This window comes from Pseudomonas sp. 21, from assembly GCF_000955805.1.
Taxonomy (GTDB): Bacteria; Pseudomonadota; Gammaproteobacteria; order Pseudomonadales; family Pseudomonadaceae; genus Pseudomonas.
The window spans coordinates 1-14,347 of sequence record NZ_JYOA01000009.1 but is presented as its reverse complement, the minus strand read 5'-3'; the positions used below and the strand labels follow the sequence as shown (position 1 = coordinate 14,347).

Genomic DNA, 14,347 nt, shown 5'->3' with positions numbered 1-14,347 from the left:
CATGGCGCGCTCCTACAGGTCGCCTCCGGGGAGTCAGTCGAGGTTATGCCCGATCCGCCAGAGCACGCCGCTCGGGTCGTGCAGGGTGAAGTCGCGCATCTTCCACGGCTGGTCTTCCGGCGCGCCAAGGCGCACGCCGTAGCGCTCGGCGAGGCCGGCGTCGCGCACCTTGGCGTACCAGGCGTCGGCGTCCTCCACCAGCAGGTGCAGCATCAGGTTCTCGGCGAATTCCTTGACGTAGTAGTTCTGCAGCAGGAAGGCGCAATGGTCGCCATGGTGGAAATAGGCGAGCTCCTCGGAGTTCCACGGCGAGAGAAATCCCAGGTCCTGGTAGAACTGCTGGGAGAGCGCGAAATCGCGGGCAGGGACGAAGACTTTCAGTTCAACGCTGGCAGTGCTCATGGGCAACCTTCCTGGTTAATGCGTGAGCAGGCTTTCACGACGGCAACGGAGCAGGCCGCCTCTGGCGGGCGGCTGGCCGCGAGTCTAACTCAGAGCAGGCGCTGCATGTAGCGACTGCCGGCCACGCCCGGCAGGGTCGAGGCTCGCTCCACCTGCACGTTGAATCCCAGCCGCTCGTAGAGCGCCTGGGCCTTGGGGTTGGCCGTGGAGACATCGAGCGCCGCCATGGTCAGGCCACTGCGGCGGCCGATCTGCAGGAAGTGGTCGATCAGCTGGCTGCCCAGGCCTTCGCCGCGCAGCGTCGGCGTGACGCCCAGGTGCGCGAGGTACAGGGTCTTGCGTGGCGGCGGGCAGATGATCTTTTCCAGTTGCAGGCCGCGACGGATCACCCCCGCCGAGCCGAGGCCGAAGTAGCCGAGAATCTGCCGCGTGGCCGCGAGCATGTAGTCCAGCGTCACCTCGCCGCCGAACACCGTCCCGGCGGCCACGACTTTACCGTCCTGTTCGCCGACCCAGTGCTGGCGCCAGCCGAACTGCCCGCTGCCCTGGACGAAGGCGTAGCGCAGGAAGTCCTGCGCGCTGTTGCGGCCGGGGCGGGCGAAGGCATAGTCGAAGGCGTCGGGGCCGGAGCTGTAGATCAGCGGGATGGCGGCATCGACATCATCGGGACGGGCGCGGCGGAAGGTCAGCGGCATGCAGGCGACTCCTGGGTGGGAGTCGAGAATCTAGCACCATGGTTCCATAAAGTGCAGCGCTCAGTCTTGTGCCTGGAGCCATTGCAGTGCGCCAAGCCCGGCCGCGCGACCGCTGGCGAAACAGGCGGTGAGCAGGTAGCCGCCAGTGGGCGCTTCCCAGTCGAGCATTTCGCCGGCGCAGAACACGCCCGGCAGCGCCTTGAGCATCAGGTGTTCATCCAGCGCCTCGAAGGTTACGCCGCCGGCGCTGCTGATGGCTTCGTCCAGCGGGCGGGTGCGCACCACGGTCAGCGGCAATGCCTTGATCAACTGGGCAAGGCGCTGCGGGTCGGCATAGTCGGCGGCTGTGGACAACTCGCGCAACAGCCCGGCACGCACGCCGTCCAGCCCCAGGCGGCCGCGCAGGTGATTGGCCATGGACTTGGAGCCGCGCGGCTGCGCGATGGCCTTGGTGACCTGTTCCAGGCTGCGGTTGGGCAGCAGGTCCAGGTGCACGGTGGCGTTGCCGGTCTGCTCGATGCGCTCGCGGATGCCGGAGGACAGCGCATAGACCAGGCTGCCTTCGATGCCGCCGGCGGTGACCACGAACTCGCCCTGGCGCGGCGTGCCGTCGGGCAGCGAGAGGGCCACCGGCTTGACCGGCGCGCCAGAGAACTTGTCGCGGAAGAACTCGCTCCAGCCGGCCACCTCGAAACCGCAGTTGGCCGGACGCAGCGGTGAGATATCCACAGCGCGCCCGGCGAGCAGCGGCACCCAGGTGCCGTCCGAGCCCAGGCGCTGCCAGCTGCCGCCGCCGAGGGCCAGCACGGTGGCGTCGGCGCTCAGGCTGCGTTGGACTTCCGGCCCGTCGATCAGCAGTCCGCCATTGGCGTCCCAGCCCAGCCAGCGGTGGCGGGTGTGGATGACCACGCCGGCTTCGCGCAGGCGCTTGAGCCAGGCGCGCAGCAGCGGAGCGGCCTTCATGTCGGTGGGGAAGACGCGGCCGGAGGTGCCGACGAAGGTCTCGATGCCCAGGCCGTGTATCCACGCGCACAGCGCCTGGTTGTCGAAGGCTCCGATCAGTGGCGCGAGGGTTTGCGCGCGTTGGCCGTAGCGCGACAGGAAGGCTTCGCGCTCCTCGGAGTGGGTGATGTTCATGCCGCCTACGCCGGCCAGCAGGAACTTGCGCCCGACCGAGGGCATGGCGTCGAACAGCTCCACCTGTACGCCGGCACCGGCCAGGACTTCGGCCGCCATCAGGCCGGCAGGACCGCCGCCGATGACGAGGGCGGTACGGGAAGCGAGCGGGCGGGAATCGGTCATGCAGAGGGCCAGGCGAAGGAGGGCGGGAGAGGGCGCAATTCTAGCGCAGCGGCGTTGCGCGTCGGTTGCTCATTTTTCGTCCAGCTCTCCGGGAGCCTGCGGGGGCGGGCGTTGCAGCCACTTTCCCGCAGCTTATCCACAGGCCGCTCCACCGTTGTCGTGGAAAAAACCGCGAGGTGAGGAAGTGCCGTTCCGTTCCCTGACTGGTAGGGGTTGCGATAATTCCTACAGGGGATCGGGATTGCGCCGATGTTGGCGCTTTTGTGAATCCATCAGCATGCGGGCCTCTTGCAACCTTGGTCCGATTGCCGATGAAAGTCCGTGATTACCTTCGCTCCCACGAGGCCCACCTATGGGTGGAGGGCAGCGATACCCGCGTGCGGGTGAATGGCCTCGATATTGTCATCCGCAGCCTTCCCAGCGAGGAAATTCGCGATCTGCTGAACGAGGCGGTGGCCCATATGGTGGTGCGCTTGAACAAGAACCTGCAGGGTTCGAAGGTGAAGTTCGAACAGCGCGTGCTGGAGCTGCTGTCGATCCAGATCGCGCTGCACAACCTCTACGTGTTCACCAACTGGAGCCGCCTGCTGCCGCGCTACCTGCAGTATGCGGGGCCATTGCGCGCGCAGGAGCTGCTGCAGCACCACGTGCCTGAGCAAGTGATGCGCTTCTGCGAGAAGCACTACGCTGAGGATTGCCGTCTGCGCGCCGGTGCGTTGCTGGGCTTCTCGGCCCACGAGCTGGCGCGTTGGGAGCAGCAGCGCCTGACCTCGCGCATGGACACCAACAACTCGCGCTACCGGGCCAACTGAAACTCGCGCGCTACCCGCGCAGCGCTGTGGTGCAGGATGCCGTGGCGCCGGGCCAGCGCATGGCGGTCCTTGTCGTAGCCCCCGCCGATCACGCCCACCACCGGGATATCGCTGGCCAGACAGCGGCGGATGACGTGCTCGTCCCGCGCGGCCAATCCCGCGTCGGTAAGCTGCAGATAACCCAGCGCATCGTCCTTGTGCACGTCCACGCCGGCGTCGTAGAGCACGATATCCGGCTGGTACAGCGGCAGCAGGTAATCCAGCGCCTGCTGCACCACCTTCAGGTACTCCGCGTCGCCCAGGTGCAGCGGCAGGGGAATGTCCCAGTCGCTCTGCGCCTTGCGCGCGGGGAAGTTCTTCTCGCAGTGCAGTGACACCGTCACCGCGTCCGGCACGTTCTCCAGGATGCGCGCGGTGCCGTCGCCCTGGTGCACGTCGCAGTCGAAGATGAGCACGCGGTTGGCCTTGCCGCTTTCCAGCAGGTAGAGGCTGATCACCGCCAGGTCGTTGAAGATGCAGAAGCCAGAGGCGTGGTCATGGTGCGCGTGGTGCGTGCCGCCGGCGAGATGGCAGGCGAGGCCGTTTTTGAGCGCCAGTTCGGCGGTCAGCAGCGAACCGCCCACCGCACGCACCGTGCGCCGCGCCAGCGCTTCCGACCAGGGCAGGCCGAGGCGACGAAGTTCCTCGCGCTCCATCGCGCCGCTGCAGTAGCGCTCGATGTAGTCGCGGTCGTGGGCGAGGGCGAGGATATCCACAGGGCACAGTTCCGGGCGCAGCAATTGCGCATCTTCCACCAGGGCGCTGTCCACCAGGTGATCGCGCAGCAGGCGGAACTTCTCCATGGGGAAGCGGTGATTGTCCGGGAAGGGCGGACTGTAATCGTCGTGGTAGACCAGGGGCAGCGGCATGGCGTCGGCAGGTCGGGAATGTGCTGTACAGGGTACGTCGGTGCCGCGCGCCGACGAAAGGGCCGGCATTGTGCCGGCCCTTGTGGTTGTCAGCCTTCGCTGGAGAGGGCTGTGTCGCGTCGCGCGCCGCGGCTGGTGACTACCGACACCGACCACAGCACGAAGCCGCCGATGGCCAGCAGGCTGCCGACCCAGCCCGGCGAGGTCCAGCCGTAGCCCGCCGCCAGGGCCAGGCCGCCGAGGTACGGGCCCAGGGCGTTGGCGAAGTTGAACGCCGAGTGGTTCAGTGCTGCGGCCAGGCCCTGGGCGTCTTCGGCGACGTCCATCAGGCGGGTCTGCAGCACAGTGCCGAGGGCGCCGCCGAAGCCGACGAAGAACACGCAGATGGAGATGGTCCAGATGTTCCCGGCCGTGAACGGGAAGATCGCCAGCACCACCGCGCTCCACACGAGCAGGCCACCGGCGGTGGGCATCACGGCGCGGTCGGCGAGCACCGGGATGAACAGGTTGCCCAGGGTCATGCCGATGCCGAACACCGCCATCACCAGCGGCACGATGCTCGGCGAGACGTGGGTCACCGCGCCGAGGATGTCGGCCAGGTAGGTGTACACCGCGAACAGGCCGCCGAAGCCGATGGCGCCGATGCCCAGGGTCAGCCAGACCTGGCCGCGCTTGAGCGCGCCCAGCTCGCGCAGCGGGCTGGAGTCCGGCTCGGCCGGCGAATAGGGCGCGAGCAGGCGCACGCAGATCATGGTCAGCACGCCCAGGGCGGCGACCAGGGCGAAACTCCAGCGCCAGCCCACGGCCTGGCTCAGCCAGTTCGCCACGGGCACGCCGATGATGGTGGCAACGGTGAGGCCGAGGAACATCCGTCCGACCGCCACGGTGCGCCGATGCGGCGGCACCACGGAGGCGGCGACCAGCGCGGCGATGCCGAAGTAGGCGCCGTGGGGCAGGCCGCTGATGAAGCGGAACAGCAGCATCCAGTGGTAGGTCGGCGCCAGGGCGCTCAGGCCGTTGCCGAGCGCGAACAGCGCCATCAGCAGTACCAGCAGGGTACGCCTGGGCAGGCGCGCGCCGAGCACTGCCAGCAGCGGCGCGCCGACCACCACGCCCAGGGCGTAGGCGCTGATCACGTGGCCGGCGGTGGGAGCGTCGATGCCCAGCGCCGGGGCGAAGTAGGGCAGCAGGCTCATGGTGGCGAATTCGGTGGTGCCGATGGCGAAGCCGCCGACAGCCAATGCGAAAAGCACCAGGGCCGTACTGCGTTGCAGTCCGGTGGTGGAGGTCGTCATGGGAGTTCCTTGGTCTTTTTTGAGGTGCGCCATGGCGGCGCGGCTGTCTGCGTGAGCACGGTCAAGGCAGTGACCGACAGCGAAGGCAGGAGAAAAATACCAGATGCTGGCGCTCGATGCTGAATCGATTGCGCCTGGTCTGACGGATTGCCGCCTACAGGCCCGTGGGCGGGTATCATGGTCACCTTTGACGACGCGTGATGCCGACCATGGATATCCCGAGCCTGACTACCGAGCGCCTGCTGCTGCGCCCCTGGCGCACCGAGGACCTCGCGCCCTTCGCCGCCTTGAACGCCGACGCGCAGGTGATGCGCCACTTCCCCGCCTGCATGAGCCGCGAGGAGAGCGACCTGCTGGCCGCGCGCATCCTCCAGCATTTCGACGAGCATGGCTTCGGCCAGTGGATAGTCGAGCGCCGCGAGGATGGCGCGTTCATCGGCGTGCTCGGGCTGGCCCGGGTGTCCTTCGAGGCGGCCTTCACGCCCGCAGTGGAGATCGGCTGGCGCTTCAACGTGGCCTACTGGCGCCAGGGCTACGCGCTGGAAGCGGCGCGCGCCGCGCTGGATTTCGCTTTCGAGCGGTTGCAGCTGAATGAAGTCGTGGCCTTCACCGTGCCGGCCAACCTGCCGTCCCGGGGATTGATGCAGCGCCTGGGGATGCTTCGCGACGAGACCGGTGACTTCGAGCATCCGCGCCTGCCGGAAGGTCATCCACTGCGCCCCCACGTGCTCTACCGGATTCGTCGGCCATGACGCCAATCGAAGGTGTCCGCACCTATCACCAGTTGAGCAGCCATCGCCCGGAGCGCTTTGCCCCCGGCCCCGGCCAGCTCGACTGGGCGACCCAGCCGGCTGCGTTCCGCCGCTACGCTGGCGCGCGCTGCATCGAGTTGCTGCATCGGCCGCAGGAAGAGTCGCCGGGCTACGACGAGGCCTTCGCCGGCCCTATCGGTCCGCCCGCGCCGCTGAACCTCGCCAGCGTCTCGCAACTGCTCCACGACAGCCTGGCGATCTCGGCCTGGAAGGAGGCGGGCGGCAATCGCTGGGCGCTGCGGGTCAACCCGTCCAGTGGCAACCTGCACCCGACCGAAGCCTATCTGTTGCTGCCTGCCGGGGCTGTGGATAACGCTGCGCTGCTGGCGCACTACAGCGCCGATGACCATGTGCTGGAGGTGCGCGCCGAACTGCCCGCGCCGCTGGCCAGACCACTGAGCGCCGCTTTGCCCGCCGGCGGTTTCCTGCTGGCGCTGGCGAGCATTCCCTGGCGCGAGGCCTGGAAGTACGGCGAGCGCGCCTATCGCTACTGCAATCATGACTTCGGCCACGCACTGGCCTGCCTGGGCATCGCCGCGGCGATCCAGGGTTGGGAAGTGCGCCTGCTGCGTGGCATTGCCGAAGCACAGCTGGATGCGCTGATCGGTCTCGACCGTGAAGGCTTCAGCGAGCATGAGTTCGCCGATGCGCTGCTGTGGGTCGGGCCGGCACAGGCCGCTGAATTCCCGCTGCCGAATGACCTGCTCAAGGGCCTCGCCGAACTGCCGCTGGCCGGCACGCCCAATCGCCTGTCACGGGACTATCGCCACTGGCCGGAGCTGGAGCGCGTTCACCAGCTGTGCCGCGCACCCGCACTGCCGGCCCGCGAATGGCCCGCATCGAAAACCGAGGAGGCTATGGATAACCCCGGTCTGCCGCTGCGCCCGATCCTGCATCGCCGGCGCAGTGCGCAATCCATGGACGGTCGCAGCGGCATCCAGGCCGAACTGCTGTATGCCTGGCTGCGCCGCCTGATGCCGGAGCGCTCGCCGGTCCCGTTCGCCTGCACCGGCGAGCCGGCGCGCATCGACCTGCTGCTGTTCGTCCACCGCGTCCAGGGCCTGGAGCCGGGCCTGTACTGGCTCGGCCGCAGTGGCCGCGCGGCGGGCGGCCTGCGCGAGGATTACCTGTGGCAAGCGGTGGAAGAGAGCGGGTTGCCGCTTTACCGCCTGCTGTCCGGCGATGCGCGCGGGCTGTCGGCTTTCCTGTCCTGCGGGCAGGACATCGCCAGTGACGGTTGCGTCGCCTTCGCCATGCTCGCCGATCTCGACGCTGCGCTCGCCGAAGGCGCCTGGACCTACCCGCGCCTGTACTGGGAAGCCGGCCAGATCGGTCAACTGCTCTATCTGGAGGCCGAGGCCGCGGGGATTTCCGGCACCGGCATCGGCTGCTATTTCGACCCGGCGCTGGAAGAACTGCTGGGCGGAGGTCCGGACTGCCCGGTCAGCCTCTATCATTTCACCATCGGCCGCGCGGTCTGGGATGAACGGCTCACCAGCCTTCCCGCCTATCCGTCGCCACGCCGATTCCCACTTCAGCAAGACCGCAATTGAGGACACAACGCGCATGACCCAGATCCTGGACAACCTGGTGGCTCTGCTGAGCCTGGAACAGATCGAAGAGAACCTGTTCCGCGGCACGAGCCAGGACCTCGGGTTCCGCCAGCTGTACGGCGGGCAGGTACTCGGCCAGGCGCTGTCGGCGGCCAGCCAGACCGTCGACCCGGAACGCCACGTGCACTCGATGCACGGCTACTTCCTGCGCCCGGGCGATGCCAGCAAGCCGGTCGTCTACCAGGTCGACCGCGTGCGCGATGGCGGCACCTTCAGCACCCGCCGCGTCACCGCGATCCAGAAGGGCCAGCCGATCTTCGCCCTGAGCACGTCGTTCCAGACCGACGAGGAAGGCTTCGAGCACCAGATCAGCATGCCCGACGTGGTCGGCCCGGAGAACCTGCCGACCGACCAGGAACTGAAGAAGCGCAGCGCAGCGCAGTTCCCCGAGCGCATCCGCGACAAGCTGCTCTATCCCAAGCCCATCGAAATCCGCCCGGTGACCGAGAACGACCCGTACGACCCCGAGGTCGGCGAGCCGATCAAGTACCTCTGGCTGCGCGCCGACGGCAAGCTGCCGGACATCCCGGCACTGCACAAGTACATCCTCGCCTACGCCTCGGACTTCGGCTTCCTCACCACCTCGCTGCTGCCCCACGGCCGCTCGGTGTGGCAGAAGGACATGCAGGTGGCCACCATCGACCATTCCGTGTGGTTCCACCGCGACCTGCGCGCGGACGAATGGCTGCTCTACGCCATCGACAGCCCCTGGGCCGGCAATGGCCGCGGCTTCGTGCGCGGCAGTATCTTCAACCGTGACGGCCAGTTGGTCGCGTCCTCGACCCAGGAAGGCCTGATCCGCCGCCGCGAGGACTGGGCATGAGCCCAGCCATGAGCCTGGGTGACATCCGCCACTGGGTGTTCGACATGGACGGCACCCTGACCCTGGCGGTGCACGACTTCCCGGCGATCAAGCGGGCGCTGGGGATTCCCCAGGAGCACGACATCCTCACCCACCTGGCCGCGTTGCCGGAGGAGGAGGCAGCGGCCAAGCATACCTGGCTGCTGGAGCACGAACGGGAGCTGGCGGTGGCGTCCAAAGCGGCGCCGGGTGCGGTGGAACTGGTGCGCGCGCTGCATGGCGCGGGCTACCGCCTGGGCATCCTCACCCGCAATGCCCACGAGCTGGCACTGATCACACTGGCTGCGATTGGCGTCGGTGATTGCTTCCTGACCGAGGATGTTCTCGGGCGTGGCGAGGCCGACCCCAAGCCCAGCCCGGACGGCCTGCTGCGTCTCGCCGCACGCTGGGACGTGGCGCCACAGAAGATGCTGATGGTCGGCGACTACCGCTTTGATCTCGATTGTGCGCGGGCTGCTGGTGCCCAGAGTGCGCTGGTCAACCTGCCAGACCATCTGCAAGAGAACCCCTGGCCGGAGCTGACCGACTGGCATGCGCAGGACTGCGCGGAGCTCGGGCGGATGGCGGGGGTACTGGTGTAGTCCGCTGCAATGCGGGTTCGCGAGCAAGCTCGCTCCTACGAAGAGCGGCCCGGCGTGCTGCCAACTCTCACGTGCGCCGTACCCTGTAGGAGCGAGCTTGCTCGAGAACAGGCTCCTGCGCCTTAGCCCCCTGAGTGCCCGTCCTCCCGCGTAGGAGCGGACTCCGTCCGCGATCGGCATCCCACCACGCCAGCTCATCGCGGATGAATCCGCTCCTACGCGCGCGCCAGACCTCGGTGTGCTTCCCGAAAATCCCGCGCCATGCGGAGCCTTACAGCTCCGGCGTCCAGGTCACCGCCAGCAGCGCGGTGCGTCCGGGTTCGCGGTAGGGGCGGGCTTCGCCCATGAAGTCCATCGGGCTGGTCGGACGCAGGTAGTCGCCCAGGGTGTAGTCGCGGTCCAGGGCGTTATCCAGCTTCAGGTCGAAGCGAATCTCGTCGCTGGCCAGCCAACTGGTGCGCAGGTCGAGCACGCCGTAGCCGGAGAGTTCGCGGGTGTTGGCCGCGTCGTCGTAGCGCTGGCTGACCGCGCGCCAGGTGCCGCCGACACCGAAGGCGCCGAACTGGCGGTCCAGGTCCAGGCTCAGGGTGCGGCGCGCGCGGTAGGGCAGGGTGTGGCCGGTGTCGCGGTCGCGCGGGTCGATCAGGCTCAGGCCGAGCGCGGCCTGCCAGCCCAGTACTTCGCGGGCAACGCTGGCCTCGAAGCCATCGATGCGCGCCTTGTTGATGTTCTCCGGCTGATTGCTGTTGCTGTCCCAGGCAATCATGTCGTCGATCTCGGTGCGGTACAGCGAGGCTTCCAGGTGCGTGCCTTCGATGTCGCCGCGCCATTGCAGCTCGTAGGTCTTCGAGGTCTCGGCCTTGAGGTCCGGGTTGCTCGCGCCGGGGTAGTAGAGGTCGCTGAAGGTCGGCGCGCGGAAGCCTTCGCCGTAACTGGCGATCCAGGTCTGGTTGTCGCCCACCGGCAGGCTGAAGGCGGCGTTCCAGCTGTTCTGGCTGCCGTAGGCCTGGTTGTTGTCGTGGCGGATGCCCAGCTCGGTGCCGAAGTGGTCGCCTTTGAAACTGTGCTGGGCGAAGAAGGCGCGGTTGCTGCGCTGGTCGTCGGCGAAGTCGGTGCTGCCGTCGACCTTGTCTTCGTACCAGTCGGCGCCCAGGGCCAGCTGGTTGGCGTCGTCCAACTGCAGGCGGTTGATCCAGCTCGCCGAGTGGCGGGTGGTTTCCAGCGTGCCGTTGTTCCAGCTGTCGGCGGCGCCCACGGCCTTGTTGCGATCGAAGCTGCGGCCCAGTTCCAGGCGGCTGTTCCACATCGACGTGATCTGGCCGTCGAGGTAGGCGCTGTAGCTGCTGACGCGGAAGTCGTCCTGGGGCGAGCCCGGCTCGAAGTTGTAGGCGTCGTCGTATTCGTTCTTGCCGCGCTGGTCGTTGAGGTTCAGGCCGGCCTTCCAGTCCTCGCTGAAGCGATGGTCCAGGTTCAGGTGCACGGCCTTGTTGCGCTGGGCGTCGTGGTCGTTGTCGGCGCCGACGTTGTCGCTGGTGCGGTCCCAGCCCTGGCTCTCGTCGAGGCTGCCACCGAGGTTGTAGCGGGTCTGTTCGTCGCCGCCGGAGAGATTCAGGCTGCGCTCGAAGGTGCCATGGCTGCCGGCGGCCAGGCGCACTTCCGGGTGCAGGCCGGCTTCGCCGCGGCGGGTGAATATCTGGATGACGCCGCCGATCGCATCGGCACCATACAGCGCGGAGCGTGGGCCGCGGGTCACTTCGACGCGCTCGATGCTGTCGATGCTCAGGTAGTCCAGGCGGGCGATGCCGCTGCTGGCCGAGGCGACGCGCTGGCCGTCGACCAGCACCAGGGTCTGCGCGGTGCTGGTGCCGCGCACGGAGTAGGAAACCACACCGCCGGAGCTGCCCATCTGCACGCCGGGCACGCGGGCGAGCAGGTCGGGGACGCTGCGTACCTGCAGGCGTTCGATATCGGCGCGGGTGAACACGCTGTTGGCCGAGGTGGCTTCGGCGCGCGGCTGGGCCTGGCGGGCGGAGGTGATCACCTGGTCGGAGAGCGTGTAGATGTCGCCAGCGGCGAAGGCCATGCCGGGCAGCAGGCTGGTGGCCAGGGCGAGTCGGGTCAGTTTCATGGAGCGTCCTCAAAAGCGGTCGGATGACTTTCGAGGAGGGCGTGACAAGGGCGGAGGATGCAGCACCGCGCTTGACGGTGCGGCCCTCCGCAACACCTGTCGGGGCGTGTCGAGGGCGGTCTCCGGGCTGCCGGCATCACATCGCCGCCTTCCCGCGTTCATGCAGTGGCGGATGGCGATGTTGCACTCCCGAAGGGAGCGCGCCGGTTACCGTTGCGGGGGCAGCGCAGGTCTTTCACCTGCTTCCCGTTACCTCGAACGAAAACCGGCGCACCTTAGAGGGTGCGCCGGTGACTGGCAATACTCAGTGCGAGGGATGCGCTCAGCGGCTGCCGAGCGCTTCCAGCCGCGCCTTCACCGAGGCTTCGATGCCGGCGGCGTCCAGCCCGCACTCCGCCAGCATCTGTGCCGGTTTGGCGTGCTCGACATAGTAGTCCGGCAGGCCCAGGTGCAGGATCGGCTGCTGGAGGTTCTCGCGGGCGAGGAACTCGCTGACGGCGGCGCCGGCGCCACCCATCACCGAGTTTTCCTCGATGGTCACCAGCAGGTCGTGGCTGGCGGCCAGTTGGCGTACCAGTTCCTCGTCCAGCGGCTTGACGAAGCGCATGTCGGCGACCGTGGCGTCGAACTGTTCGGCGACTTTCAGCGCTTCTGCCAGCTGCACGCCGAACACCAGGAAGGCGACCTTGCCGGCCTTGCCTTCACGGCGAACCACGCCCTTGCCGATTTCCACCGGGGCCAGTTCGGCCTCGATGGCGGCGTTCGGGCCGGTGCCGCGCGGGTAGCGCACCGCCGCCGGGCCTTCGAAGTGATGGCCGGTGGTGAGCAGCTTGCGCAGTTCGTTCTCGTCGCTGGGGGTCATCACCAGCATGCCGGGGATGCAGCGCAGGTAGGAGAGGTCGAAGCTGCCGGCGTGGGTCGGGCCGTCTTCGCCCACCAGGCCTGCGCGGTCGATGGCGAACAGTACGTCGAGGTTCTGCACCGCGACGTCGTGGATCAGTTGGTCGTAACCGCGCTGCAGGAAGGTGGAGTAGATCGCCACCACTGGCTTGGCACCGTCACAGGCCATGCCGGCCGCCAGGGTCACGGCGTGCTGTTCGGCGATGGCGACATCGAAGTAGCGGTCCGGGAACTTGTCGGCGAAGGCGACCAGGTCGGAGCCTTCCTTCATGGCCGGGGTGATGCCGACCAGGCGCGGGTCCTGGGCAGCCATGTCGCACAGCCACTGGCCGAACACGCTGGAGTACTTCGGCCCGCCGGCCTTCTTCGGCACGGCGTGGGCGGGGGCGCCCTCGGGTTCGAGCTTGGTGATGGCGTGGTAGCCGATCGGATCGATCTCGGCCGGACCGAAGCCCTTGCCCTTCTTGGTCACCACGTGCAGGAACTGCGGGCCCTTGAGGTCGCGCATGTTGCGCAGGGTGGCGATCAGGGTCGGCAGGTCGTGGCCGTCGATCGGGCCGATGTAGTTCCAGCCCAGCTCTTCGAAGAGCGTGCCGGGGACCAGCATGCCCTTGGCGTATTCCTCGGTGCGGCGGGCGATCTCCCAGGCGCCGGGCAGGCGCGAGAGCACCTTCTTGCTGCCTTCGCGCATGCTGCTGTAGGTGCGGCTGGAGAGAATCTTGGCCAGGTAGTTGGACAGGCCGCCGACATTGTTCGAGATCGACATGTCGTTGTCGTTGAGGATCACCAGCATGTCGGCCTTCACTTCCGACGCGTGGTTGAGCGCCTCGAAGGCCATGCCGGCGGTCAGTGCGCCGTCGCCGATCACCGCCACCGACTTGCGGTTGGAGCCCTGCATGCGCGCAGCAATGGCCATGCCTAAGGCGGCGCTGATGGAGGTGCTGGAGTGGCCGACGCCGAAGGTGTCGTACTCGCTCTCCGAGCGGCGCGGGAAGGCGGCCAGGCCGTCCTTCTGGCGCAGGCTGCCCATGCGCTCGCGGCGGCCGGTGAGGATCTTGTGCGGGTAGGCCTGGTGGCCGACGTCCCACACCAGGCGGTCGTCCGGGGTGTCGAAGACGTAGTGCAGGGCGACCGTCAGTTCGATGACGCCCAGGCCCGCGCCGAAGTGGCCGCCGGTCTGGCCAACGCTGTACAACAGGTACTGGCGCAGTTCGTCAGCGAGGGTCAGCAGCTCCGCTTCCCCGAGCCGACGCAGTTCGACCGGCGTGCTGGCGCGGTCGAGCAGGGGCGTGGCAGGGCGCTCGCGGGGAATCTCGTGGAACGTCGTGGGCATCAGGCTGATCGTTATGAGAAGGCAAAGATGCGGAAGTTTACCCGAAGCTCAGGATTGGCCCAAGCAACGTGGGGCCAATCCTTTGGACGACCGGATGGTCGGGATTTGGCACGGGTGTCGGATGCAGCACGGTTGCCGCCGGGAGGGGCGACCTTGTGTCGCGGGGAAGCGCGCAATCACCCGGGGAAACGGGGGAGTGACGTGAAAAGCACTACGGCGGACCTCGTCATGACGTCCGCCGCAGTGCAGGTGATTACACCACGATGTGCTGGATGGCCAGCTCGTCGAAGCTCGTCACCGGGCGGAAGTCGACCGGCGCATAGTGAGCGCCAGCCGGTTCCGCGACGGCCGAAACAGACGTGACGCCGCCATTGCCCAGCGGCAGTTCGTGGGTACCGATCTCCAGCACGTTGCTCATGGACGGCAGCAAGGCTTTGCTTTCCGAGGCGCTCTGGTTGTCGTTGTGGGCGGATGTGCCAAGGCCACTCAGGTCCAGCTCCAAGCCATGGCTGAACAGGAGGGAGCCTTTCGAAGCGCCGACTTCGTCGGTCCAGGAACGGTCGATTGTCAGGCGGAAGGCGGCGCTGCTCTCCTGGCCCTGGCTGATGTGGAAGTCATAGGCGCCGTCTTTCAGCGGGGCATAGGGGGTGAACTCCCAGGTGCCGTCCTGCTGGACAAGGGCCTTGCCGATCTCGAACTCGCCG

Annotated in this window: 13 protein-coding genes and 1 riboswitch; of the genes, 5 read left to right on the top strand and 8 right to left on the bottom strand. The window is 67.6% G+C overall.

The window, feature by feature from the left end; genetic code table 11:
- Window positions 1-33: 33 nt before the first annotated feature.
- The 3 genes from UB43_RS21115 to UB43_RS21105 all read right to left on the bottom strand — a co-directional run bounded on the left by UB43_RS21115 (window position 34) and on the right by UB43_RS21105 (window position 2,399).
- The gene (locus UB43_RS21115) at window positions 34-402 is read right to left on the bottom strand and encodes a VOC family protein (RefSeq protein WP_045214969.1); all 369 of its coding nucleotides are present in this window, start codon (window positions 400-402) and stop codon (window positions 34-36) included.
- Between the two features lie 89 nt (window positions 403-491).
- Window positions 492-1,097 carry a GNAT family N-acetyltransferase gene (locus UB43_RS21110; RefSeq protein WP_045214967.1) on the bottom strand — a complete coding sequence of 202 codons (606 nt, stop codon included), beginning with the start codon at window positions 1,095-1,097 and terminating at the stop codon, window positions 492-494.
- 60 nt (window positions 1,098-1,157) lie between these two features.
- The gene (locus tag UB43_RS21105; RefSeq protein ID WP_045214965.1) at window positions 1,158-2,399 is read right to left on the bottom strand and encodes a TIGR03862 family flavoprotein; all 1,242 of its coding nucleotides are present in this window, start codon (window positions 2,397-2,399) and stop codon (window positions 1,158-1,160) included.
- 311 nt (window positions 2,400-2,710) lie between these two features.
- Here UB43_RS21105 and UB43_RS21100 point away from each other — a divergent pair, with 311 nt between their 5' ends.
- Complete coding sequence (locus UB43_RS21100) at window positions 2,711-3,211, top strand: hypothetical protein (protein ID WP_045214963.1); 501 nt, start codon at window positions 2,711-2,713, stop codon at window positions 3,209-3,211.
- On the opposite strand, the gene UB43_RS21095 is transcribed toward UB43_RS21100, so the two are convergent.
- Together UB43_RS21095 and UB43_RS21090 are read right to left on the bottom strand one after the other, a co-directional pair.
- Window positions 3,196-4,119, bottom strand: coding sequence for a histone deacetylase (locus UB43_RS21095; RefSeq protein ID WP_045214961.1), 924 nt, complete (start codon window positions 4,117-4,119; stop codon window positions 3,196-3,198). The two genes, UB43_RS21100 and UB43_RS21095, sit on opposite strands and share 16 nt — an antisense overlap.
- 89 nt (window positions 4,120-4,208) lie before the next feature.
- Window positions 4,209-5,414, bottom strand: coding sequence for an MFS transporter (locus tag UB43_RS21090; RefSeq protein ID WP_045214960.1), 1,206 nt, complete (start codon window positions 5,412-5,414; stop codon window positions 4,209-4,211).
- Between the two features lie 209 nt (window positions 5,415-5,623).
- On the opposite strand from UB43_RS21090, the gene UB43_RS21085 reads away from it, so the two are divergent.
- From UB43_RS21085 to UB43_RS21070, 4 genes are read left to right on the top strand one after another with little or no spacing between them, the layout of a single operon-like run.
- On the top strand, window positions 5,624-6,166 hold the full coding sequence (locus UB43_RS21085) for a GNAT family N-acetyltransferase (protein WP_045215327.1): 543 nt from the start codon (window positions 5,624-5,626) through the stop codon (window positions 6,164-6,166).
- Window positions 6,163-7,779, top strand: coding sequence for a SagB/ThcOx family dehydrogenase (locus UB43_RS21080; protein ID WP_045214957.1), 1,617 nt, complete (start codon window positions 6,163-6,165; stop codon window positions 7,777-7,779). Before UB43_RS21085 ends, UB43_RS21080 begins: the two co-directional genes overlap by 4 nt.
- Window positions 7,780-7,792: 13 nt before the next feature.
- Window positions 7,793-8,662, top strand: coding sequence for an acyl-CoA thioesterase II (gene tesB, locus UB43_RS21075; protein ID WP_045214955.1), 870 nt, complete (start codon window positions 7,793-7,795; stop codon window positions 8,660-8,662).
- Between the two features lie 8 nt (window positions 8,663-8,670).
- Window positions 8,671-9,282: an HAD family hydrolase gene (locus tag UB43_RS21070; protein WP_045214953.1), complete on the top strand. Its 612-nt coding sequence runs from the start codon at window positions 8,671-8,673 to the stop codon at window positions 9,280-9,282.
- A 271-nt stretch (window positions 9,283-9,553) separates the two neighbouring features.
- Here the strand turns inward: UB43_RS21070 and UB43_RS21065 are convergent, their stop codons facing one another.
- The 3 genes from UB43_RS21065 to UB43_RS29890 all read right to left on the bottom strand — a co-directional run.
- The gene (locus UB43_RS21065) at window positions 9,554-11,410 is read right to left on the bottom strand and encodes a TonB-dependent receptor domain-containing protein (protein ID WP_045214950.1); all 1,857 of its coding nucleotides are present in this window, start codon (window positions 11,408-11,410) and stop codon (window positions 9,554-9,556) included.
- A 95-nt stretch (window positions 11,411-11,505) separates the two neighbouring features.
- Window positions 11,506-11,704: riboswitch (cobalamin riboswitch) on the bottom strand.
- A 28-nt stretch (window positions 11,705-11,732) separates the two neighbouring features.
- The gene (dxs, locus tag UB43_RS21060) at window positions 11,733-13,643 is read right to left on the bottom strand and encodes a 1-deoxy-D-xylulose-5-phosphate synthase (protein WP_045214948.1); all 1,911 of its coding nucleotides are present in this window, start codon (window positions 13,641-13,643) and stop codon (window positions 11,733-11,735) included.
- A 253-nt stretch (window positions 13,644-13,896) separates the two neighbouring features.
- Window positions 13,897-14,347, bottom strand: a 451-nt coding sequence (locus UB43_RS29890; RefSeq protein WP_045214945.1) for a hypothetical protein, incomplete at its 5' end; no start/stop codon positions are given.

Bases quoted from the DNA above. Each gene is read 5' to 3' on its own strand.
- UB43_RS21080 (WP_045214957.1), top strand. From the start codon at position 6,163: ATGACGCCAATCGAAGGTGTCCGCACCTATCACCAGTTGAGCAGCCAT.
- UB43_RS21085 (WP_045215327.1), top strand. From the start codon at position 5,624: ATGGATATCCCGAGCCTGACTACCGAGCGCCTGCTGCTGCGCCCCTGG.
- tesB (WP_045214955.1), top strand. From the start codon at position 7,793: ATGACCCAGATCCTGGACAACCTGGTGGCTCTGCTGAGCCTGGAACAG.
- UB43_RS21090 (WP_045214960.1), bottom strand. From the start codon at position 5,414: ATGACGACCTCCACCACCGGACTGCAACGCAGTACGGCCCTGGTGCTT.
- UB43_RS21115 (WP_045214969.1), bottom strand. From the start codon at position 402: ATGAGCACTGCCAGCGTTGAACTGAAAGTCTTCGTCCCTGCCCGCGAT.
- UB43_RS21105 (WP_045214965.1), bottom strand. From the start codon at position 2,399: ATGACCGATTCCCGCCCGCTCGCTTCCCGTACCGCCCTCGTCATCGGC.
- UB43_RS21065 (WP_045214950.1), bottom strand. From the start codon at position 11,410: ATGAAACTGACCCGACTCGCCCTGGCCACCAGCCTGCTGCCCGGCATG.
- UB43_RS21070 (WP_045214953.1), top strand. From the start codon at position 8,671: ATGAGCCTGGGTGACATCCGCCACTGGGTGTTCGACATGGACGGCACC.
- dxs (WP_045214948.1), bottom strand. From the start codon at position 13,643: ATGCCCACGACGTTCCACGAGATTCCCCGCGAGCGCCCTGCCACGCCC.
- UB43_RS21110 (WP_045214967.1), bottom strand. From the start codon at position 1,097: ATGCCGCTGACCTTCCGCCGCGCCCGTCCCGATGATGTCGATGCCGCC.
- UB43_RS21100 (WP_045214963.1), top strand. From the start codon at position 2,711: ATGAAAGTCCGTGATTACCTTCGCTCCCACGAGGCCCACCTATGGGTG.
- UB43_RS21095 (WP_045214961.1), bottom strand. From the start codon at position 4,119: ATGCCGCTGCCCCTGGTCTACCACGACGATTACAGTCCGCCCTTCCCG.